Here is an 18,713-nt window from a genome sequence, read left to right on the forward strand (position 1 = left end):
CAAATCAGTCTTTTTCAACCAACCCCTTCGGTTATTCGCAACGGGCCGCTGGCGGGTTTTGTGCATCATCATCAAGATCTTCTACGGTCTCAATGGCGTCCATGACACGTGCATTGCGTATTAGAGGCATGAATCCGCCATCGACCTGCGTGCGAATCGATACAGAAAACGTGGCGTCGTCTGCAGGACCATCGCCCACGGAACAGGCAACAACTGAAACACCGAAACCGCCCGATGATGCGTCAGGATCATTGGCTTCCCATGTGCGTGCCTTGGCTTGAAAGGCCCGAACCATGTCCAGATCACGCGGATTGATGCGGAATAGAATGCGTCCATCGGCAGACTGGCGGCGCTGTAAAACATAGGTTTCATTAACGTCTTCACCAAGCTCCGTGTGGGACATGAACAGATTGATCGTTGCACCATCCGGCGCGATATCACCGCCTTCAGGCATATCAACGGCGACTTCAAACCCGGCTGGATCGGCGGTGAGAGGGGACGTGGCGTTCAGCGCTGCAACTGTGGACAAAACCACGGTCCCACAGCCTTGCAGTGCAAAACCTAACGCAATGGATAGGGCGAGTATGATCGACTTCATGAGAATCTCCTTTGACAGATATATTTTATTGTTTTACGATAAATTTTAGAAATGAAAAGAGGATTCTGAAATGCAAGTTGATCGTGTGCGACGCCTCGCCGGACCGCTCTATATCGCGACAATCGTCGTGATGGCGTTTGTCGTCATTGGAACCATCGCAGGACTGATCCTGACCTTTCCGACCGCTGAAACCTTGCAGCAAAAGTTTCCGGCATTTGCGGTCACCCCCGACATCCCCAATCATCTGATCTGGCTGTCGATGCTCGCGGGGCTGCTGTCGCTGGGCGTTTGGGTCTGGACGCTTGATCAAATGCGCCGCCTGTTCGGGTGCTACAAAAAGGGGACCGTGCTGACGGATCAATCCGCAGGCTTTATCCAGCGGATTGGCGTTGGTTTTATGGGGGTCGCATTGATCGAAATGATATTGATCCCCGTGCAATCGGTCATTCTCACATGGGCAAATCCCGCCGGAGAACGCGCAATTTCTGTTGGGCTCAACAGCGACATGCTTGGTTTTTTGATCGCGGCAGGCTTGATGACCGTCATTGGTTGGGCCATGCGCGAAGCCGCAAGTGCAGCAGCTGAAAACAAGGCATTCGTCTAATGGAAATCATCGTCCGTCTTGATGTGATGCTGGCCATGCGCAAAATGAAGTCGCGCGATCTGGCCGCGCAAATCGGGATCACTGAACAAAACCTAAGCCTTTTGAAATCTGGCAAAGTCAAAGGGATCAGGTTCGAAACGCTGGCAAAGATTTGCGCAGCACTTGATTGCCAGCCAGGTGATTTGTTGGAGGCCGCGCCGTCCGACGGTGATGCTTAATCCAATGCAACGCTTGGCGGTTTTATCGGCCCGCCTTCCAACACTTTAACCTCACGCTGCGGGAATGGGATTGAGATGCCGTTTTCCTCGAACGCGTCCCAAAGCGCGAGGTACACATTTCCCCGAATGTTGGTCAGGCCGCCCGTCGGGTCGGAAATCCAGAACCGCAGGATGTAGTCCACCGAACTGTCGCCAAAGCCGACGATATGGCACACAGCAGGGCGGGTGGTCAGGACGCGATCGACACTTTTTGCAGCCTCAATCGCGATGCGGCGCACTTCGCGCGGGTTGTCGTGGTAAGCGGTCCCGAAATAGATATCGAGCCGGACAAAATCGTTTGAATGCGACCAGTTGACCACTTGGCCCGTGATCAGATCTTCGTTCGGTATCAGGTATTCCTTGCCGTCGCGGGTGACCACGGACACGTAGCGCGCGCCCAGCGAATTGATCCAGCCGAACGTCGTGCCAAGGCTGATCACATCCCCCGGTTTCACCGATTTATCGAGCAGAATAATCACGCCGGACACAAGGTTCGACACCACCTTTTGCAAACCAAAACCAAGACCCACACCAATCGCACCGGACAGGACCGCGAGGCCGGTCAGGTCGATGCCAATCGCCTTGACACCTGCGTAAAACGCTATGCCGTAAAACCCGATCTGCAGCATCTTCACGATCAGAACCTGCATCGACGGGCTGATGTCTTCGTTCTGGCGAATTTTGTTCGATGTGGACGTGGTCAGTAGCCGCGCGACTGCGATCAACACGCTCAGGATGACAATCGCTTGGACGAGCAATAGCAGGGAAAACCGAACCGACCCCACGCTAAATCCCGCGCTATCCAAAAGCGTTTCGGCTTCACCAACGAGGTCCAAAATCTCTAAGGTCGCGTAAATCCACGCGCCGTAACGCACAAATTTGCGCAAAAACGGGCTTTTGATCAGGCGGGTCACAAAAACGATAAAGAGCCAAGCAAATGCCAGCGTCGCAACAATGCTCAGCAGGTAACTGCGACTTGGCCACGTCCATTCACGCAACGCAAATACGGTCAGCCACAAAAGCGCGACGTAGAAGATGGGGCGGAGCCGTTGATGGATGACAACAAGGATACGAATACGCCATTTCGGCCAGTTCTCGCGGTTCGCCATCCATGTTCGGATATGCGGACCTAGAACAGCCCTAAGAACATGAGCAACTGCAAACAGACCGATCGCAATGGCGATCTGGTAAAGGTTCCATGGACGGAAAAGACTTTCGAAAAGCACCTCGGCGCGGACCAGCAAACTTTGCCCGACATCAATGATCTGATCGACCTCAAGATCGCGTGGTTCAACCGCAGGATCAAGCGCTTCGGTGTGTTCTGCCATTGGTGCCCGCTTTTGTTTCTTTGTAAAACCGTCGCACGTCTTGGGGGATGCGATCAAGTGTTGGATAAGCCCAAGTGACGCGTGTAGGTTGCGAACATGTATTCGATTTATCCATTCGTCGCAGCGTTTTTGCTTTTGATTTGGGGCGCGATTTGCCCGTTTGCCGTGCTGATTGCGCACCCGATTTTTCTGTTTAGCGGTTGGTATGTTGCGCTGTTTGTTCTGGTGCCTGTCGTGTTTTTGACCGGACGCATTTGGTACAAAGGCGTCATGCCGACTCGTTTTGACGTGGCTGTCGCGATTATCGGCACCCTTGGATGTCTGGGCGCAGGTTACTTTCACCTCAGCGTGCTTGTCTATTTCCAGTACGGGCTGTGATCGGCTTGTAATTTAACGCTCATCTGTCGCGTGCTGTGCGGGCTTGGCCCTTGATAGAATGGCTTTTGACGTATATCTGCTACTGCATGAAACAGAATTTCGACATGGATGATCGCGCACGACTGCCTTGGCGGTTCTACAGCGCTGCATGCACTTTGCTATCCATGGGCTGACCAGCCCTTCGTTTCCGCTCGCCCACCTACATCATCACCACCAAACCACGGGAGAGGACCAACATGTCCCCCAAAACGCTTTATGATAAAATCTGGGATGCGCACGTCGCGCATGAAGCAGAGGACGGCACCTGCCTGCTGTATATCGACCGTCACCTCGTCCACGAAGTGACATCACCGCAAGCCTTTGAAGGTCTGCGTATGGCGGGCCGCAAGGTGCGTCGTCCGGATCAGACAATTGCTGTGCCGGATCACAACGTACCAACAACGCTTGATCGCGCGAATGCGGCCACGATGACCGAAGACAGCCGTATTCAGGTTGAGGCTTTGGACAAAAACGCCAAAGATTTCGGCCTGCACTACTACCCAGTGTCCGACGTCCGTCAGGGTGTTGTGCACATCGTTGGCCCTGAACAGGGGTGGACGCTTCCAGGCATGACCGTTGTCTGCGGCGACAGCCACACGGCGACACACGGCGCATTCGGTTCATTGGCGCACGGCATCGGGACATCCGAGGTTGAGCACGTTCTGGCAACGCAAACGTTGATCCAGAAGAAATCCAAGAACATGAAGGTCGAAATCACCGGTAAACTTGCCCCCGGTGTAACTGCGAAAGACGTAACCATGGCCGTGATCGGTCAAACGGGTACGGCGGGCGGCACCGGCTACGTGATCGAATATTGCGGTTCTGCGATTGAAAGCCTGTCCATGGAAGGTCGCATGACCGTCTGTAACATGGCCATCGAAGGCGGCGCACGCGCGGGCCTGATCGCACCTGACCAGACAACATATGACTACTGCATGGGCCGTCCACACGCACCAAAAGGGGCGGAATGGGAAGCAGCGATGGCCTATTGGAAAACGCTCTTCACCGACGAAGGTGCGCATTTCGACAAGGTCCTGACGATCAAAGGCGAAGACATCGCGCCGCTCGTCACTTGGGGCACATCACCAGAAGACGTTCTGCCGATCACATCTGTCGTGCCATCGCCTGACAGCTTTGAAGGCGGTAAAGTTGGTGCTGCACAGCGGTCTATCGACTACATGGGTCTTGAGGCTGGTCAGAAACTGTCCGACATTGAAATCGACACTGTGTTCATCGGGTCTTGCACCAACGGGCGGATCGAAGATTTCCGCGCTGCGGCTGAAATCCTGAAGGGCAAAAAGATCAAAGACGGGATGCGCGCTATGGTCGTGCCCGGTTCCGGTCTGGTCCGTGCTCAGGCTGAGGAAGAAGGCATCGCGCAAATCTTCAAGGACGCGGGTTTCGAATGGCGCCTTGCGGGTTGTTCTATGTGTCTTGCAATGAACCCAGACCAGTTGAAGCCCGGCGAACGCTGTGCGGCGACATCCAACCGTAACTTCGAAGGCCGTCAGGGCCGGGGCGGTCGGACGCATTTGATGTCCCCAGCAATGGCGGCAGCAGCGGCGATCACAGGCAAGCTGACTGATGTGCGGGACTTGATGTAAGCCATGCAAATGAAAAGACGGGGCTTTCTAACAATGTTTGGTGCTGCAATCGCAGCGCCTGCATTGCCTATGGCCGCACCAGCACCTGCAGCGGCGGTGTATAGCCGTTACATGTACGGGCTGGCCGTCTTTCATGCGCGGACCCGTGCACATGTCAGTGCGCGGGGGCTTGCCTTAGGGTTGAAGGTGTCGACAGCGCAGGCTGAAGCGATGATTGCTGAAATGACGACCAACGGATTGGTGAAATCGGTTGGCTTCTCGGGCGGAAACGTGCGGGCGGTTAGCAATATCTTAAAGCCGGATGCGTGGGGGCTGGACAAGGCAGCACGTACAGCGCGGTCCACGGCACGCAAAGCCAAACAGGCGGCGCGTGCGATGGAACTGGACCCCGACTTATCGCCATTGACGGTGCATCTGCACCAGATCTGTCGCAAAGCGGGTTACGCGGTGCACGGGTTGTGCACGCCTTGTGCACGCAATTCACAGGTCGATTTCGGGAGGATCACCTATGCAACGACGTAGCTTTCTGCGGATGATTGGGGCGGCTGTTGCGGCACCCATGATACCGACTGTCGGGGCTGCTGGGGGCTTTTCCAGCTCGACTTATGACCTCGCGATCTTGCATGCCAAGAAGTTCCCGTTAGTCAGTGTTGGTGGTTTGTCCAAACGCATCGGGATCGGCAAACCACAGGCCGAAGCGATCATCGAAAAGATGTCGTCTGAAGGTCTGCTTGGTGCGTTGAACCCAACACGGCCCGGTACGGTCAAAGCGTCGAGCAAGATTTTCGTGAACCCCAACGCGGGTCTCGCGAAAGCCTATGAACGACGTCAGGCCAGATCGGCAAAAGCAAAGCATGATCAACAGACGACGCGGCCATCGCAGCCTCGGGTCTCTGACATGTTTTCGCATTTGCACCAGTTGTGTAAGGCCAACGGCATGGACCTCTCGGCCCGTTGTTTCAGTGGGGTGCACGCATGAAACGGCGTGGTTTCCTGCAAGCATTGGGGGCGACGGTAACGGCGCCGTTTGTACCACTGCCTGCGCTTGCGCGGACCGCAACTGCAGCGCCTTATAGTGCTGCGGCTGTTCATGCTGCGATCTATCACGCGAAATCGCGGTCGGTGTTCAGCGTCTGGGGACTTGCGAAAGCAACGAACATGACGCCGGACCAAGCCGTGGCTGTGATGGAACATTTGGCAGAACGGGGCGTCTTGGGACCGTTGCAAGGCACGACACATGGCGGGCGCTGGGCATCCAGCAATATCATGCAAAGCCAAACACTTGCAAAGGCGCGGGCGGCACGCGTTGCCCGTGAACTGCAAGTGAAAGCAATCCAAACGCGCAAACTGCATTTCGACATCGACCTGACAAAGCTCACCGCACGATTGCGGACAATTCAAGCACGCTATGAAAGCCAGCAACCGCTGGACATGGCGTAATTACAAAGATCAAAGTCGCCCAATCAGGGCGCAAGAAGGACACGACACATGGAAAAGTTTAACCAACTCAGCGGTATCGCGGCCCCAATGGATCTGGTCAATATCGACACTGATATGATCATCCCAAAGCAGTTCTTGAAAACCATCAAGCGCTCTGGCCTCGGCGTGAACCTGTTCGACGAAATGCGTTACAATCTCGACGGTACTGAGATTGAAGATTTTGTTCTGAACCAGCCTGCCTACCGCGAGGCGTCTATCCTCGTGGCTGGCGACAACTTCGGTTGCGGGTCATCACGTGAACACGCGCCTTGGGCCATCGCCGACTTTGGCATCCGCTGCGTGATCTCGACCAGCTTCGCCGACATCTTTTACAACAACTGCTTCAAGAACGGCATCTTGCCAATCGTGCTGCCAGAAGATCAGCGCGACGCGTTGATGAAAGACGCAGAGAAGGGCGCAAACGCGCGGATCGAAGTCGATCTGGAAGCACAGACCGTGACGGCGTCGGATGGCACAACGTTCAGCTTTGAAGTTGACGCCTTTAAAAAGCACTGCCTGCAGAACGGTCTGGATGACATCGGTCTGACAATGGAAAAGGCAGCGGCGATCGACACGTTTGAGGCTAGCGCGAGCCAAGCCCGTCCTTGGGTCTAAACGAACGCCTTAAAGATCGAAAAAGCCCGGCACATTGTGTCGGGCTTTTTTGTGATTGGATGCCACATTCGCGGTTTAAACAACGCGAATTCGCCGTTTTGTGTCGAAATTGGACGGCCTCCCGCCAAAGAGAATCGCGATGAAGACCTGAGCGGACAACGTTGGAATGGGCCTAAACCCCTGATTCAATTGTGGTCATTCGAAGGCAAGTTCTTAGAAAAAACATATTTCCCGTCAGCTTCCCGACACCAAAACACCTGCAAATGGCGCGAAGCATGAATCGCCAAGAAGGCCCGTTAATCAATTATTAACCGCTGAATCGACGGTCGATTGCCCTAAATTTCATGTGGCAGGCTGGATCAAAACGGCTGACGCTTCGTGAAATATCGCGCCGTTGTCTGGTTTTTCCGATGCATTGCTGCACCACTTGTGTCGCAAAACCGCCGCAGTTTTATCGTCTAAAATTTTCAAGGATTGATGACAAAAACAAAGTTAGGCAAAAACGTGGCAACAATGAGGCAACCTGCGCTCAAGTCGCGGGACATAAACGGAACAGGCGAACGGCAAAGTATCGTTCCCGGCCGGAATGAGGGTGAATTCGCAGTGTATCAACGACTGCCAGGAGCGATTGCACGCGGGCTATTTGTGATCCTATTGATCATATTGCCGTCTGCCTTTTTGCCGTCTTCATCGGGTGACGCACGCGTGGTCGTGATGCTTGTCGCTCTTTTTGCCGCGATCTTTACGATTGCAGAATATTCGTCACAAAGCCCCAGCTTAATCGAATTCCGTGACGCGCCGCCATATAACCGCGTGCGTTTCATTGCGCTGTTTGTTGCGATTTTTGCGATGTCCGTCATTCTCAGCGGCGACGCTTCGAACACGCCATCGACCTTCGTGATGTTCTTTGATGTCATTGGTGAACGGATTGGGGCGTCGATCGATTTCCCGTATTCGCCGGTACGGTTGATGTTGGTGATGATGCCAAAAGACACATCGCCCGAAATCATGAGCTCACTGCGAACTGCTGCCGGGCTTAGCTACCTTGCGTCTTTGGTGTCGCTCCTGGTCTTCATCATACTGCTGCGGATGCGCGCATGGCCACGTCGCAGTAGAACCTTTAACGTTTGGGTCAACCTGCCAACTTTTGACCCTGCCGGAGGTGGTGACGTCGTCGACCGGTTGAACCGCGATAGCCTTGTTAACCTTATGTTAGGTACTTTGCTGCCATTCATTATCCCAGCGATGTTGAAAGTCGCGTGGATCTTTATGAACCCGCTAAGCTTTGAAGATCCGCAGACTTTGATCTGGGTTGTGGCAATATGGGCGTTCCTTCCTGCAAGTCTTTTGATGCGTGGCGTCGCGCTTTCGCGGGTGGCCGGGATGATCCATGTGCAGCGCAAAAAGGCCTACGCCGCCGCCGCTGCCGAAGGTATGCTGCCAATCTAATTTGCCTGCTTTGGACGTGCAGTGGTGCGGTTGCCGAAAACCTGCGCATTGCCACCTATGCAGCCCCATTCAGTCGCGATGGTCCCGGTCTTTTGTTGCGTGATCTGCAAAAGGGGGAGGATACACAACTGGCCGCGGCCCAAGCCGTAATTGCGCATATCGATCCTGACATCCTGCTTCTGACCGATTTCGACTTCGACTATGACAGCATGGCATTGCGGACGCTTGCGATGCTGCTGGACTATCCCCATCACTTTGCTGCGCGCCCGAACACGGGTGTACAGACATTGCTCGACCTTGATGGGAACGGGTGGTTCGGGGAAGCCCGCGACGCCCAAGGCTACGGTCGATTTTCGGGGGATGGAGGGATGGCTGTCCTGTCGCGCTTTCCAATCGACGCGGCGCAGGTGACGGATCATGCGCACCTGCTGTGGCGCGATGTGCCAGACGCGGTTTTACCAACGACGATGACGGACGATGTGGCGGCTGTGCAGCGGCTTTCTACCAGCGGTCACTGGATCGTGCCGATCAAGACTAATGCAAGCACCGTCAACTTGCTGGCTTTTGCTGCGACACCACCCGTCTTTGATGGTCCAGAGGACCGCAATGGTCAGCGCAATCGTGAAGAATTGCGGTTGTGGACGCATGTATTGAACGGGGTGTACGGCGATGCGCCGCAGGATTTTTTAGTCATCGGAAATGCGAACCTTGATCCGGATAAGGGGGACGGGATCAAGGACGCGATGGTTGGGTTCCTTTCCGATGACCGTTTGCAGGACCCGCACGTTGGCTTGGACACTGCCGATTGGGATGACGATGGTCCCGGAAATCTGCGGGTGAGTTACGTTTTACCCGCAACAACGTGGACCGTGACCGACGCGGGTGTTTTCTGGCCCGCGCCGGATGACGATCATGCCGCGTTACTGGGCGATGATGGCTTGGCCGCTGGCGTGCACCACCTTGTCTGGGTGGACGTCAGACGGGACGCCGGACAATAGAGCAGTGCGCAGGTCCGTCGGTTTGAAATCCGGCAGCAATCGGTCGAATTTTTCATGGCCAAGCTGATGGGACGTGTTCGGCAGATACCGCATCTTGTGAAACTCGCGGATCATTTCGTTGAACGGGGCCACAAAGGCCATCAACCACCATGGAAAATAGGATAGCTTCATCGGTTTGCCCAATGCATCCGCCATTTCGTCGCGCACTTGGTTCATCGTAAAGCTGTGACCCGGGAAGGGGATGTCTTCGAACCGTGCAAGATCGTTCCGCATGGCGGCAAGTTTCACCGCCGCGCGCGCCCAATCGGGCAGGTAGGCATGCGCCTGCATCGCGTCAGGGTCACCCAGCGTGGTCACAACCCCTTTGCCGACTTTGGCCACGTGCACCATTGAATAGGCGTCGCCGTCTTGACCCGGATCAATGAAATGCCCCGCACGGAGTATGATCGTTTGCACGCCTGCATCACGATATGCGGCCTCCATCGCGACCCTGATGTGCCCCTTTTCGGTGACAGGTGCTTGCGGTGTTGCTTCGTCCCAGATGCCACCCTTGTCGCCAAAGTTATATACGTTGCCGGGTACGATGACTGTTGCGCCGCTGGATTGCGCTGCCGCAATAACTTGGGACGTGATCGCAGGGATGTTTTTGGCCCAATCGTTGTATTTCGGCGGGTTCAGCCCGTTCACAATCACATCCACGCCTTGCGCCTGTGCTGTCATATCAGTGCCGCGCTTGTAATGGCGGACCGTCCAACCTACATTCCAGAATGCTTCTGCTGCGTGTTTGCCGATTTTGCCGCTGCCACCAAGGATCAATACTGTTTGTGCCATGGGTTGGTTTCCTATTGAATTGTATCTGTTGCGGCTAAAATGACCCATGCGTGTGCGTATTTAAATTGCCTGAATTTGTAGGTGTCCTATACATAAACGTATGGATGACACGCTGCAGCCTCTCGACTGGTCACTCGCCCAAGCGTTTCTTGCCGTGGCGGAAACGGGAAGCCTGTCGGCCGCTGCCCGCAAACTCGGCACGACGCAGCCCACCATTGGCCGCCAGATCAAAGTGATGGAGCAGCAATTGGGTGCGGAGTTGTTTCATCGTGCGCCGCGTGGTCTGTCGTTAACCCACACGGGCACGCAACTGGTCGAACCGGCCCAAGCGATGCGCGATGCGGTGAACCAGATGACGCTGACGGCTGCTGGTCAATCAGCCAGTCTCAAGGGAACGGTGCGGATTACGGCCAGCGTAGCGACGTCTGTCTACCACTTGCCGCAGATCATCAGCGATATCAGAGCGGCGGAATCTGATATCGAGATTGAACTGGTCGCATCGGACGAAAGCCGCAATCTGCTGTTTCGCGAGGCCGATATTGCGGTCCGCATGTATCGGCCAACGCAGGAAGACCTGATAACCCAGCATATCGGGGAAATCGCTTTGGGCGTTTTTGCGTCGCGCAGCTACCTGAAGCGGAAAGGCGGATTGGATAATCCGGCACAGATCGCAGAACACGATGTAGTTGGCTACGACGCGGACAAGAGCATCATAGACGGGATGCGCGATGCGGGTGTCCCCGTTGATCGACATTTCTTTAAGGTTCGTTGCGACGATAACATCGCCTATTGGAATCTCGTGCGGGCAGGTTGTGGCGTTGGGTTTGCACAAAAGACGCTGGGGTTGGACGACCCCGAGATTGTCGAAATTGACCTCGGCTTCCCGTTGCCAACGCTACCGGTTTGGTTAACCGCCCACGAAGCGATGCGGCGCACCCCGCGGATCAGACGTGTCTGGGACATGTTGGCAGCAGGCTTGGCACCCTTGGTATCTTGAACAAATGGCCTAAGCGGGGTACGCCGCGTCCAACAGAATTTCAGCCAAGGACGCAGCATATGTCGAACCCATCCCTTTTGATTCTTGCCGGTGACGGCATCGGCCCTGAAGTCATGAACGAGGTGAAGCGCGTCATCACGTGGTTCGGCGACAAACGTGACATGAAGTTTGACGTGTCCGAAGATCTGGTCGGTGGTGCCGCATACGACAAACACGGCGTGCCTTTGGCGGACGAAACAATGGCCAAGGCGCAAGAAGTTGACGCTGTTCTGCTTGGCGCTGTGGGCGGTCCTGCCTATGACGATCTGGACTTTTCGGTAAAGCCAGAGCGCGGGTTGTTGCGCTTGCGTAAAGAAATGGACCTGTTCGCGAACCTGCGTCCGGCGCAGTGCTTTGACGCATTGTCCGACTTTTCATCGCTCAAGCCTGAACTGGTCGCGGGTCTGGACATCATGATTGTCCGCGAACTGACATCCGGCGTCTATTTTGGTGAACCACGCGGTATCCACATCGAAGATAACATGCGTGTCGGTGTAAACACGCAGCGCTACACCGAAGCTGAAATCGAACGCGGCGCACGTGCGGCGTTTGAACTGGCCATGAAGCGGGACAAGAAACTGTGTTCCATGGAAAAAGCCAACGTGATGGAATCCGGCATCCTGTGGCGCGACGTGGTGACAGAAGTCAGCGCAGACTACCCAGAGGTCGAATTGTCCCACATGTACGCTGACAACGGCGCGATGCAGCTGGTGCGCGCGCCAAAACAGTTCGACGTGATCTACACCGACAACCTGTTCGGCGACATCCTGTCCGATTGTGCGGCGATGCTGACTGGATCGCTTGGCATGTTGCCGTCCGCGTCCCTTGGTCTGCCAATGGAGAACGGGCGTCCAAAAGCGATGTACGAACCGGTACACGGCTCTGCGCCGGACATCACTGGCCAGGCCAAGGCGAACCCGATTGCCTGTATCCTGTCGTTCGCAATGGCGCTGCGCTATTCATTCGATCAAGGCGCGGAAGCGGATCGTCTGGAAGCTGCGATTGAAAAAGTGTTGGCAGACGGCGCACGGACTGGCGACCTGATGGGTCCAGAAGGCGGCACACCGCTGTCCACAACCGAAATGGGTGACGTTATTCTGGCCGCGCTCGACGCGTCGCTCTAATCACACCACCATGCGTTTTGCGAAGGGCTGCCAATCTTGGCGGCCCTTTTTGCTTGGTGCCCTTGACCAAGCGTGAACCTTTTTGCACTAAACACTGGTAGCGGTAACGAGGACATTATCATGACGCCCAATGCAAAAGGTGCGCTGTTTGCGCTTGGCGCGTTTGCGGTCTTTTCGACCCATGACGTCTTCATCAAGGTATTGGGTGGATCATATTCCCCGATCCAGATCGTGTTCTTTTCGGTCTTGTTGTCGTTCCCTTTGGCTACTGTAATGCTGATGCGGGATGCAACCGCTGGGACGCTGATCCCAAAACACCCTTGGTGGTTGGCCTTGCGGACGGCGGGTGCGGTCGTCACCGGTATTTCAGCATTTTATGCATTCTCGGTTCTGCCGTTGGCGCAGGTCTACGCCATCATCTTTGCGTCCCCACTGATGATCACGGTTCTTGCTATTCCGGTTTTGGGTGAAAAGGTCCGACTGCGTCGGTGGATTGCGGTTCTGGTAGGTCTTGCCGGGGTGTTGGTCGTATTGCGTCCCGGTGCAACTGATCTGACCTTGGGCCATGCAGCCGCGCTGATGACTGCGATTGGTGGGGCGGTTACGGCAATTGTTGTCCGCAAAATCGGGTCAGAAGAACGGCCTGTTGTGATGCTGCTATACCCGATGGTCGTGAACTTCATCGTGATGGCGATGCTGTTACCGTTGGTTTACGTGCCGATGCCGATCAATCATTTGGGGCTGCTCGGGGTCGTCGCGATTTTTGCATGGATTGCACAACGGATGATCATCACGGCCTATCAAAATGGTGAGGCTGCGATCATTGCGCCGATGCAATATTCGCAAATCCTCTGGGCGAGCGTTTACGGTTTCTTCTTCTTCGACGAACTGATCGACATGAACACGGCGATTGGGGCGGCGATCATTATTGCGTCTGGTCTCTACATTGTTTTGCGCGAAAGCGGCGCAGGCAATTCCGCCAACACGCCAGTTCTGCGCAGCCGGTCGCGGGTGGAAACAGGAACAACCCCACGGGCGTCACTGATCATCCGGATGACAGGACGCACACCGCCGCGGTAAGAAACCGATTTTCGGAAGAATCGCGCGCGGTTTAACCGCCGACGCGTAAAACGATCTTACCAATATGCGCAGAGCTTTCCATGCGGGCGTGTGCCGCCGCCGCATCATCCAGCGCAAATTCCTGATCCATCACAGGCGCGACTTTGCCAGCGGCAAGTAGTGGCCAAACTTTTTCACGAAGGTCCGCTGCAATCCGCGCCTTTGCCAAATCTGATTGTGGTCGCAAGGTCGATCCGGTCATCGTCAGCCGCCGCGTCATCAACTGAACCATATTCAGTTCAGCCTTCATGCCCTGCAAAAATGCGATTTGCACCAGACGGCCATCATCAGCGAGCGCTTTCAGATTACGTTGCATATAAGGCCCGCCAACCATGTCGAGGATCACATCCGCCCCGCCTGCGGCGCGCATCACCTCGACAAAGTCCGAGTCACGGTAATTGATCGCCTGTTCAGCGCCTAGCGCCAAGCAAGCCGCGCATTTGTCGTCGGATCCGGCCGTTGTGAAGACCCGCGCGCCGAATGCTTTCGCCAGTTGGATTGCTGTTGTCCCGATACCCGACGATCCACCATGGACTAAGAACCTCTCACCTGCTTGCAGGCCCCCGCGCTGGAACACGTTGGACCAAACGGTAAAGAACGTTTCGGGCAGGCACGCGGCCTGTTTCAACGTCATATTATCCGGCACAGGCATGCAGTGGGCGGCAGGTGTGACCACGTATTCAGCATAGCCGCCACCGGGCAACAGGGCGCAAACCTGATCGCCTACGGCCCAATCGGTCACACCTGCGCCAAGCGCAACGACCTCGCCGGCACATTCCAAACCGGGCAGGGGGCTAGCGCCCGCTGGGGGATTATACAGCCCCGCGCGTTGCAGCGCGTCGGGCCTGTTCACGCCCGCATAGGCGACCTTGATCAGCACTTCACCGTGGGCAGGCGCAGGCGTGCCCGCCATGTCAGGTGTCAAAACCTCTGGCCCGCCATGTTGTGCAATTTTTACGACGCGGCTTTGCTTGGGTAGGGTCATCGAAGGTCTTTCTTAGGAAGACTTGTGCGTGCGCCACATGCCGGGCAGGTCATCGCGTGTTGCGGTTTGCGGTGCTTTGATGCCAGCGGTCAGGCGTTCCATCAACGTGGTCAGCGGACGCAACGCCGGATTGTCGCGGGTTGCGGATTTCACCCGTTCGAACTGCATCACGTTGTCGATACGGCGGTCGATGAATGCGTCGGTGGCGTGATGCCCGTCCGTTTCATCCCCAAGCCAGAACAAAACGACAGACCCATAGACTGCCGATAAGGTCGCGCGTTTTGTGTACCAGTTTACGTCTTCAGATGTGTCGCCAAGGGCGGTCCAGATCGCATCGGCGGTTCCCCAAATCAGTTTGGCACCGTCTGGCGCCATATGCGGCAGGGCAAACAGCGTTGATCCACGGCGCACCACTTCTTTGTCGTCAATTACAGACAGGCGCAGGCGCACGGCCTCTGCGACCTTGTCGCGAAACCGCATGCCTGCAAGATCAGCCTCTGCCAAGGCTTCGGCCATCGCGGCGTCACCCATCTGATGATAGGCAATCGCCAAATCCGTGGCACCACGCGGGCAGGCCGCGCGGGCTGCGTCCAAACCGATTCCCGCGTCGCTTGCGGCATCTTTGAACGTCTCAACACCCCAGCCATCAAAGGGGACATGGGGCACAGCGGCGGCGACAAGATGCTGGATCACTTGGTCAACAGATACGGTCATCACGGGTCTCCTTATGGACCTTTGACAAGTTAGGGCGTCGTTGCTATATGCCCACTTCCTGCAACTTATTGCAAATCCAACTTAGAGAGGTGGTGAAAACCACATGCAGGTTAGTGTTCGTGATAACAACGTCGATCAGGCGCTCCGTGCTCTGAAGAAAAAACTTCAGCGTGAAGGTGTGTTTCGTGAGATGAAGCTCAAGCAACATTTCGAAAAGCCATCCGTGCGTAAAGCACGCGAAAAGGCCGAAGCAATCCGCCGTCAGCGTAAGCTGGCTCGGAAAAAGCTCCAGCGCGAAGGTATGCTCTAAGCACCCCTTTTCGATGTACGATCAAAGAACCCCCGTGGCTCGCGCTGCGGGGGTTTTTCTTTACAAAACAGCTGTTAAGCTACGGCATGTTTCCAGATTTCCAGACCTTCGATATTCCAACGAACGGCACGACCATCCACGGTGTTATCGGTGGCAGCGGTCCGCCGTTACTGTTGCTGCATGGGTATCCGCAAACCCATGTAATGTGGCACAAGGTGGCCCCGATTTTGGCGGCGCATTACACGCTGATTATTCCTGATCTGCGGGGATATGGGGCGTCCGGAAAACCGGTAACGGACGCAGATCACAGCCCATATTCGAAACGTGAAATGGCCCGCGATATGGCGGGCGTTATGTCGCACTTTGGGCATACGCGATTCGCCGTGCTTGCCCATGATCGGGGCGCGCGCGTGGCCCACAGGCTTGCCGTGGATCACGCAGACCGGGTTACGGCGATAATCCTGCTCGACATTGCCCCGACACGTGAAATGTACGCCAACACGACGGCCGCTTTCGCAACGGTCTATTGGCACTGGTTCTGGCTGATCCAAGACGCGCCATTCCCCGAAACGCAAATCGCGGCTGACCCATTATTCTACCTGAATAAAAAGCTGCGATCATGGGGGAATAAGCCGAAACCGTTCAGCGATGCGGCCTTCGCGGCCTATGCGGAGGCGATCAAAGATCCGGCCACGATCCATGCCATGTGCGAAGACTACCGTGCCGCTGCGACAATCGACATCACACACGACAATGAAGGTGGCGTGATCACCTGCCCGTTGAATGTCTTGTGGGGGGCTGACGGAGCGATTGAGGCGCATTTTGATTGCCTCGATCTTTGGAAGCAACGAGCGACAATAGTGACCGGGCATAATTTGCCGGGCGGACATTATCTGGCGGAAGAATTACCAGATATGGTCGCGCAAGAGGCGCTTCAGTTCTTCGCAGCCCAGCCGCGTTGGTAACGCTTTTCTTTTGGTCTCAAATATCCGGTCTTATGTATCAAACGCACCAAGCGGGGTGTGAGGCATGATTAAGGATTTAGCCTACTCTCGAATACTCAAGAGTTATTGCATAATTTGGCTCTTGATTGCCGTTTTTATCAGCTCTCACGCCGTTTCTGCTGATCCTATACGCGACATCGCAAAAAGAGGCCTCAGCGGGGTTCAGGCTATGTGTGTAAGTCACGCGACTGCCAACGATAAAATCAATCTCCATACTTTGAAATTTATGATACATAATAGGCGGAACGAAGGCTTGAGGACTACTTGCGGAGGTGCCTTGTCCGATAACACCAACACCCGGCGCTTCCTCAAAAATGAAATCATCAAATTTAGCGCCGTGAGGGACTATCTTTTTATGGGCATGAATCTGACAATTAACAGCGGGACTTTGTCCAGAATTCGACCAAATTACTTGCGCAACCTGAACTTCGTCATGGGCGACTGCATCAATAATGGAGTTAGTAGTGATATAAACTCGAATATCTTGGGGGACCAGCCATGGTCTAAGCTGATCTTGACCAATTTTTCGAGTGGCTTCAACGGCACCGTCAGCGGAATCAACAGCCCTTCTCGTCTCATCCAAAGTGGCTTTGATAAAAATAATACCAACAAACGTGACAACAACCCCGACAACGGAAGATACGGCCATAATGAAAGCCCAAAGAGCCATGTAGCGCTGAGCCTTCAAATCCTTTTGGGCGCGATGAGCATCGCGAGTGGACTGTTCTATATCGTTCTTGCATTCAAAAAGAGTAATACCGCCAATACCCGCACACTCATTTTCTATGCGTTCGGAAGCACGCTCCTTATAGGTACTGGTCTCGTACACATTGGATACGGGTACTACATGCTGATAGTCTAGTTTTTGAAATATGATAATTCCAGTTAGTGAGGCGAAGATAATAATACCTATCAGAGCCTTAGTGAATCCGTCTGTATTGCTTTTAGACATGCCAACATAAACGCCGCTGAAAACTTCCCACGGGATAGCTTGTTTGCGACGTTCGCCTCTTTCTCACTGATTCCAATGTCTGCCAGCTTTTCAACAAGTTGGGCGTAAGTCACCCCCTTACGTTTCAACTCTGACTTGAGCAGGTTTGCTGCCTGCTTTTCCCAATCGTTCTGGTCTGGCATATCGCCTCCGGTAAAAATATACTGTTTGTGATATATAACCTATTGCAAACAGTATGTCACTATACTATATTCGATATGAAGTTAACGAAAATAGTAGGCATCAGGACAATGGCACAGCACTTTCTTCTTTCAGCAGCATCTCGGACGCTCTCTTTGCGTACGATTTACAAGGCTGGCGAAGATGCGGCGTACCAGACGTTCTGCGAAATGCGCTGGCCTGAGACGCAAGGCGAGGCTGTATGCCCCCAGTGCGGCCATGACGAAGCGTACAAGATCACCACGCGCCGCAAGTTCAAGTGCAAGGCATGTGCGCATCAGTTTAGCGTCACGTCCGGCACAATCTTCGCATCCCGCAAGATGGACTTTGTTGACCTGTTGGCCGCAATCTTCCTGATCGTGAATGCTTCCAAGGGTATGAGCATGGTGCAGCTTTCCCGCGATCTGGATTGCCAGTACAAAACGGCGTTCGTTCTGGCCCACAAACTGCGTGAGGCTATCTCGCGTGAGGTCCACACTGGCGAAGTGCTTGAAGGTCACGTTGAAATCGACGGGGCTTACTTTGGTGGTCACATTCGCCCAGAGAACGCCAAGAAGGACCGCAAGGACCGCCGCTTGGCCATTCACCAGACAGGCAAGCGCCGCGTTGTTATCGCTCTGCGTGAGCGTGAGGGCCGCACGTTGCCATTCGTAGGCATGTCCGAAGGTGAAGGCGTCGCGCTGGCTAACGAGAACGTATCGCGCATGTCCACCATGTCAGCGGACGAAGCCAGCCACTGGGACGAACTGCACATGGGCTACAACGTGGACCGCGTGAACCACTCAGAGATTTACAGCGACAACGGCAAGCACACAAACATGGTGGAAAGCTTCTTTTCCCGCCTGCGCAACATGATCCAAGGACAGCACCATGGCGTGTCGCCAAAGTACCTGCACCAGTATGCGAACCAATCCGCATGGCTGGAAGACAACCGTCGCACCGACAACGGCACACTAGCGCATATCGTTGTGTCTAACGCGATGGACGCGCCTGTGTCGCGGAACTGGAAGGGGTATTGGCAGCGTGCGGCTTAACGGCCCATTCGAAATGCGTCAAAACAATTTTTCAAG

At 55.0% G+C, this 18,713-nt stretch carries 23 protein-coding genes; 16 read left to right on the plus strand and 7 right to left on the minus strand.

Features of this window, described 5'->3' with window-relative positions; genetic code table 11:
* Nucleotides 1-31: 31 nt before the first annotated feature.
* Nucleotides 32-598, minus strand: a complete 567-nt coding sequence (locus AC0L7R_RS03865; protein WP_473658928.1) for a hypothetical protein — start codon at nt 596-598, stop codon at nt 32-34.
* 70 nt (nt 599-668) lie between these two features.
* Here AC0L7R_RS03865 and AC0L7R_RS03870 point away from each other — a divergent pair, with 70 nt between their 5' ends.
* Both AC0L7R_RS03870 and AC0L7R_RS03875 read left to right on the plus strand, forming a co-directional pair.
* Nucleotides 669-1,202, plus strand: coding sequence for a hypothetical protein (locus AC0L7R_RS03870; protein ID WP_473658930.1), 534 nt, complete (start codon nt 669-671; stop codon nt 1,200-1,202).
* Complete coding sequence (locus AC0L7R_RS03875; RefSeq protein WP_473658932.1) at nt 1,202-1,420, plus strand: helix-turn-helix domain-containing protein; 219 nt, start codon at nt 1,202-1,204, stop codon at nt 1,418-1,420. The genes AC0L7R_RS03870 and AC0L7R_RS03875 overlap by 1 nt, the downstream gene beginning before the upstream one ends.
* Here the strand turns inward: AC0L7R_RS03875 and AC0L7R_RS03880 are convergent.
* Nucleotides 1,417-2,787, minus strand: coding sequence for a mechanosensitive ion channel domain-containing protein (locus tag AC0L7R_RS03880; protein WP_473658934.1), 1,371 nt, complete (start codon nt 2,785-2,787; stop codon nt 1,417-1,419). The genes AC0L7R_RS03875 and AC0L7R_RS03880 overlap by 4 nt on opposite strands.
* A gap of 96 nt (nt 2,788-2,883) precedes the next feature.
* Here AC0L7R_RS03880 and AC0L7R_RS03885 point away from each other — a divergent pair, with 96 nt between their 5' ends.
* The 8 genes from AC0L7R_RS03885 (at nt 2,884) to AC0L7R_RS03920 (ending at nt 9,349) form a co-directional block, all read left to right on the plus strand.
* A complete protein-coding gene (locus AC0L7R_RS03885; RefSeq protein WP_473658936.1) occupies nt 2,884-3,165 on the plus strand; it encodes a hypothetical protein in 282 nt (93 codons plus the stop codon).
* Nucleotides 3,166-3,401: 236 nt separating this feature from the next.
* The gene (gene leuC / locus AC0L7R_RS03890) at nt 3,402-4,808 is read left to right on the plus strand and encodes a 3-isopropylmalate dehydratase large subunit (protein ID WP_473658938.1); all 1,407 of its coding nucleotides are present in this window, start codon (nt 3,402-3,404) and stop codon (nt 4,806-4,808) included.
* A 33-nt stretch (nt 4,809-4,841) separates the two neighbouring features.
* On the plus strand, nt 4,842-5,330 hold the full coding sequence (locus tag AC0L7R_RS03895; RefSeq protein ID WP_473658940.1) for a hypothetical protein: 489 nt from the start codon (nt 4,842-4,844) through the stop codon (nt 5,328-5,330).
* Nucleotides 5,317-5,787, plus strand: a complete 471-nt coding sequence (locus AC0L7R_RS03900; protein ID WP_473658942.1) for a hypothetical protein — start codon at nt 5,317-5,319, stop codon at nt 5,785-5,787. The genes AC0L7R_RS03895 and AC0L7R_RS03900 overlap by 14 nt, the downstream gene beginning before the upstream one ends.
* Nucleotides 5,784-6,248: a hypothetical protein gene (locus AC0L7R_RS03905; protein WP_473658944.1), complete on the plus strand. Its 465-nt coding sequence runs from the start codon at nt 5,784-5,786 to the stop codon at nt 6,246-6,248. Before AC0L7R_RS03900 ends, AC0L7R_RS03905 begins: the two co-directional genes overlap by 4 nt.
* 48 nt (nt 6,249-6,296) lie before the next feature.
* The gene (gene leuD / locus AC0L7R_RS03910; protein ID WP_473658945.1) at nt 6,297-6,902 is read left to right on the plus strand and encodes a 3-isopropylmalate dehydratase small subunit; all 606 of its coding nucleotides are present in this window, start codon (nt 6,297-6,299) and stop codon (nt 6,900-6,902) included.
* Between the two features lie 513 nt (nt 6,903-7,415).
* Nucleotides 7,416-8,351 (plus strand): hypothetical protein, encoded by a 936-nt coding sequence (locus AC0L7R_RS03915; RefSeq protein WP_473658947.1) that lies wholly within the window; start codon nt 7,416-7,418, stop codon nt 8,349-8,351.
* Between the two features lie 92 nt (nt 8,352-8,443).
* Entirely contained in the window at nt 8,444-9,349 is a 906-nt protein-coding gene (locus AC0L7R_RS03920; RefSeq protein ID WP_473658949.1) for an endonuclease/exonuclease/phosphatase family protein, read from the plus strand.
* Here the strand turns inward: AC0L7R_RS03920 and AC0L7R_RS03925 are convergent.
* The gene (locus AC0L7R_RS03925) at nt 9,272-10,180 is read right to left on the minus strand and encodes a Rossmann-fold NAD(P)-binding domain-containing protein (protein ID WP_473658950.1); all 909 of its coding nucleotides are present in this window, start codon (nt 10,178-10,180) and stop codon (nt 9,272-9,274) included. The genes AC0L7R_RS03920 and AC0L7R_RS03925 overlap by 78 nt on opposite strands.
* Before the next feature lie 100 nt (nt 10,181-10,280).
* Between AC0L7R_RS03925 and AC0L7R_RS03930 the strand changes: the two genes are divergently transcribed.
* The 3 genes from AC0L7R_RS03930 to AC0L7R_RS03940 all read left to right on the plus strand — a co-directional run bounded on the left by AC0L7R_RS03930 (nt 10,281) and on the right by AC0L7R_RS03940 (nt 13,420).
* Nucleotides 10,281-11,177: a LysR substrate-binding domain-containing protein gene (locus AC0L7R_RS03930; RefSeq protein WP_473658951.1), complete on the plus strand. Its 897-nt coding sequence runs from the start codon at nt 10,281-10,283 to the stop codon at nt 11,175-11,177.
* Nucleotides 11,178-11,236: 59 nt separating this feature from the next.
* On the plus strand, nt 11,237-12,340 hold the full coding sequence (gene leuB, locus AC0L7R_RS03935) for a 3-isopropylmalate dehydrogenase (RefSeq protein WP_348394294.1): 1,104 nt from the start codon (nt 11,237-11,239) through the stop codon (nt 12,338-12,340).
* Between the two features lie 120 nt (nt 12,341-12,460).
* Nucleotides 12,461-13,420, plus strand: coding sequence for an EamA family transporter (locus tag AC0L7R_RS03940; RefSeq protein WP_473658953.1), 960 nt, complete (start codon nt 12,461-12,463; stop codon nt 13,418-13,420).
* A 31-nt stretch (nt 13,421-13,451) separates the two neighbouring features.
* Here AC0L7R_RS03940 and AC0L7R_RS03945 read toward each other — a convergent pair whose 3' ends face one another.
* Both AC0L7R_RS03945 and AC0L7R_RS03950 read right to left on the minus strand, forming a co-directional pair.
* Nucleotides 13,452-14,444 (minus strand): zinc-binding dehydrogenase, encoded by a 993-nt coding sequence (locus AC0L7R_RS03945; protein ID WP_473658954.1) that lies wholly within the window; start codon nt 14,442-14,444, stop codon nt 13,452-13,454.
* Nucleotides 14,445-14,456: 12 nt separating this feature from the next.
* Complete coding sequence (locus AC0L7R_RS03950) at nt 14,457-15,158, minus strand: COQ9 family protein (protein WP_473658956.1); 702 nt, start codon at nt 15,156-15,158, stop codon at nt 14,457-14,459.
* Nucleotides 15,159-15,261: 103 nt separating this feature from the next.
* On the opposite strand from AC0L7R_RS03950, the gene rpsU reads away from it, so the two are divergent.
* Both rpsU and AC0L7R_RS03960 read left to right on the plus strand, forming a co-directional pair.
* Complete coding sequence (gene rpsU / locus AC0L7R_RS03955; RefSeq protein ID WP_100367708.1) at nt 15,262-15,468, plus strand: 30S ribosomal protein S21; 207 nt, start codon at nt 15,262-15,264, stop codon at nt 15,466-15,468.
* Between the two features lie 86 nt (nt 15,469-15,554).
* Nucleotides 15,555-16,433: an alpha/beta fold hydrolase gene (locus AC0L7R_RS03960; RefSeq protein WP_473658957.1), complete on the plus strand. Its 879-nt coding sequence runs from the start codon at nt 15,555-15,557 to the stop codon at nt 16,431-16,433.
* A gap of 76 nt (nt 16,434-16,509) precedes the next feature.
* Here the strand turns inward: AC0L7R_RS03960 and AC0L7R_RS03965 are convergent, their stop codons facing one another.
* Entirely contained in the window at nt 16,510-17,424 is a 915-nt protein-coding gene (locus AC0L7R_RS03965) for a hypothetical protein (protein ID WP_473658959.1), read from the minus strand.
* Nucleotides 17,385-17,606 (minus strand): DUF6471 domain-containing protein, encoded by a 222-nt coding sequence (locus tag AC0L7R_RS03970; protein WP_473658961.1) that lies wholly within the window; start codon nt 17,604-17,606, stop codon nt 17,385-17,387. The genes AC0L7R_RS03965 and AC0L7R_RS03970 overlap by 40 nt, the downstream gene beginning before the upstream one ends.
* 108 nt (nt 17,607-17,714) lie before the next feature.
* Here AC0L7R_RS03970 and AC0L7R_RS03975 point away from each other — a divergent pair, with 108 nt between their 5' ends.
* The gene (locus AC0L7R_RS03975; protein ID WP_473658963.1) at nt 17,715-18,677 is read left to right on the plus strand and encodes an IS1595 family transposase; all 963 of its coding nucleotides are present in this window, start codon (nt 17,715-17,717) and stop codon (nt 18,675-18,677) included.
* Nucleotides 18,678-18,713 lie beyond the last annotated feature (36 nt).

This window comes from Yoonia sp. D2-7, assembly GCF_055809435.1.

What these genes read in the sequence shown, in the direction of transcription:
- AC0L7R_RS03895 (WP_473658940.1), top strand. Translation starts at nt 4,842, where the DNA reads ATGTTTGGTGCTGCAATCGCAGCGCCTGCATTGCCTATGGCCGCACCA.
- AC0L7R_RS03925 (WP_473658950.1), bottom strand. Translation starts at nt 10,180, where the DNA reads ATGGCACAAACAGTATTGATCCTTGGTGGCAGCGGCAAAATCGGCAAA.
- AC0L7R_RS03880 (WP_473658934.1), bottom strand. Translation starts at nt 2,787, where the DNA reads ATGGCAGAACACACCGAAGCGCTTGATCCTGCGGTTGAACCACGCGAT.
- AC0L7R_RS03865 (WP_473658928.1), bottom strand. Translation starts at nt 598, where the DNA reads ATGAAGTCGATCATACTCGCCCTATCCATTGCGTTAGGTTTTGCACTG.
- AC0L7R_RS03960 (WP_473658957.1), top strand. Translation starts at nt 15,555, where the DNA reads ATGTTTCCAGATTTCCAGACCTTCGATATTCCAACGAACGGCACGACC.
- AC0L7R_RS03900 (WP_473658942.1), top strand. Translation starts at nt 5,317, where the DNA reads ATGCAACGACGTAGCTTTCTGCGGATGATTGGGGCGGCTGTTGCGGCA.
- AC0L7R_RS03930 (WP_473658951.1), top strand. Translation starts at nt 10,281, where the DNA reads ATGGATGACACGCTGCAGCCTCTCGACTGGTCACTCGCCCAAGCGTTT.
- rpsU (WP_100367708.1), top strand. Translation starts at nt 15,262, where the DNA reads ATGCAGGTTAGTGTTCGTGATAACAACGTCGATCAGGCGCTCCGTGCT.
- AC0L7R_RS03965 (WP_473658959.1), bottom strand. Translation starts at nt 17,424, where the DNA reads ATGTCTAAAAGCAATACAGACGGATTCACTAAGGCTCTGATAGGTATT.
- AC0L7R_RS03870 (WP_473658930.1), top strand. Translation starts at nt 669, where the DNA reads ATGCAAGTTGATCGTGTGCGACGCCTCGCCGGACCGCTCTATATCGCG.
- leuB (WP_348394294.1), top strand. Translation starts at nt 11,237, where the DNA reads ATGTCGAACCCATCCCTTTTGATTCTTGCCGGTGACGGCATCGGCCCT.
- AC0L7R_RS03940 (WP_473658953.1), top strand. Translation starts at nt 12,461, where the DNA reads ATGACGCCCAATGCAAAAGGTGCGCTGTTTGCGCTTGGCGCGTTTGCG.
- AC0L7R_RS03975 (WP_473658963.1), top strand. Translation starts at nt 17,715, where the DNA reads ATGGCACAGCACTTTCTTCTTTCAGCAGCATCTCGGACGCTCTCTTTG.
- AC0L7R_RS03905 (WP_473658944.1), top strand. Translation starts at nt 5,784, where the DNA reads ATGAAACGGCGTGGTTTCCTGCAAGCATTGGGGGCGACGGTAACGGCG.
- AC0L7R_RS03885 (WP_473658936.1), top strand. Translation starts at nt 2,884, where the DNA reads ATGTATTCGATTTATCCATTCGTCGCAGCGTTTTTGCTTTTGATTTGG.
- AC0L7R_RS03915 (WP_473658947.1), top strand. Translation starts at nt 7,416, where the DNA reads ATGAGGCAACCTGCGCTCAAGTCGCGGGACATAAACGGAACAGGCGAA.
- AC0L7R_RS03875 (WP_473658932.1), top strand. Translation starts at nt 1,202, where the DNA reads ATGGAAATCATCGTCCGTCTTGATGTGATGCTGGCCATGCGCAAAATG.
- AC0L7R_RS03970 (WP_473658961.1), bottom strand. Translation starts at nt 17,606, where the DNA reads ATGCCAGACCAGAACGATTGGGAAAAGCAGGCAGCAAACCTGCTCAAG.
- leuC (WP_473658938.1), top strand. Translation starts at nt 3,402, where the DNA reads ATGTCCCCCAAAACGCTTTATGATAAAATCTGGGATGCGCACGTCGCG.
- leuD (WP_473658945.1), top strand. Translation starts at nt 6,297, where the DNA reads ATGGAAAAGTTTAACCAACTCAGCGGTATCGCGGCCCCAATGGATCTG.
- AC0L7R_RS03950 (WP_473658956.1), bottom strand. Translation starts at nt 15,158, where the DNA reads ATGACCGTATCTGTTGACCAAGTGATCCAGCATCTTGTCGCCGCCGCT.
- AC0L7R_RS03945 (WP_473658954.1), bottom strand. Translation starts at nt 14,444, where the DNA reads ATGACCCTACCCAAGCAAAGCCGCGTCGTAAAAATTGCACAACATGGC.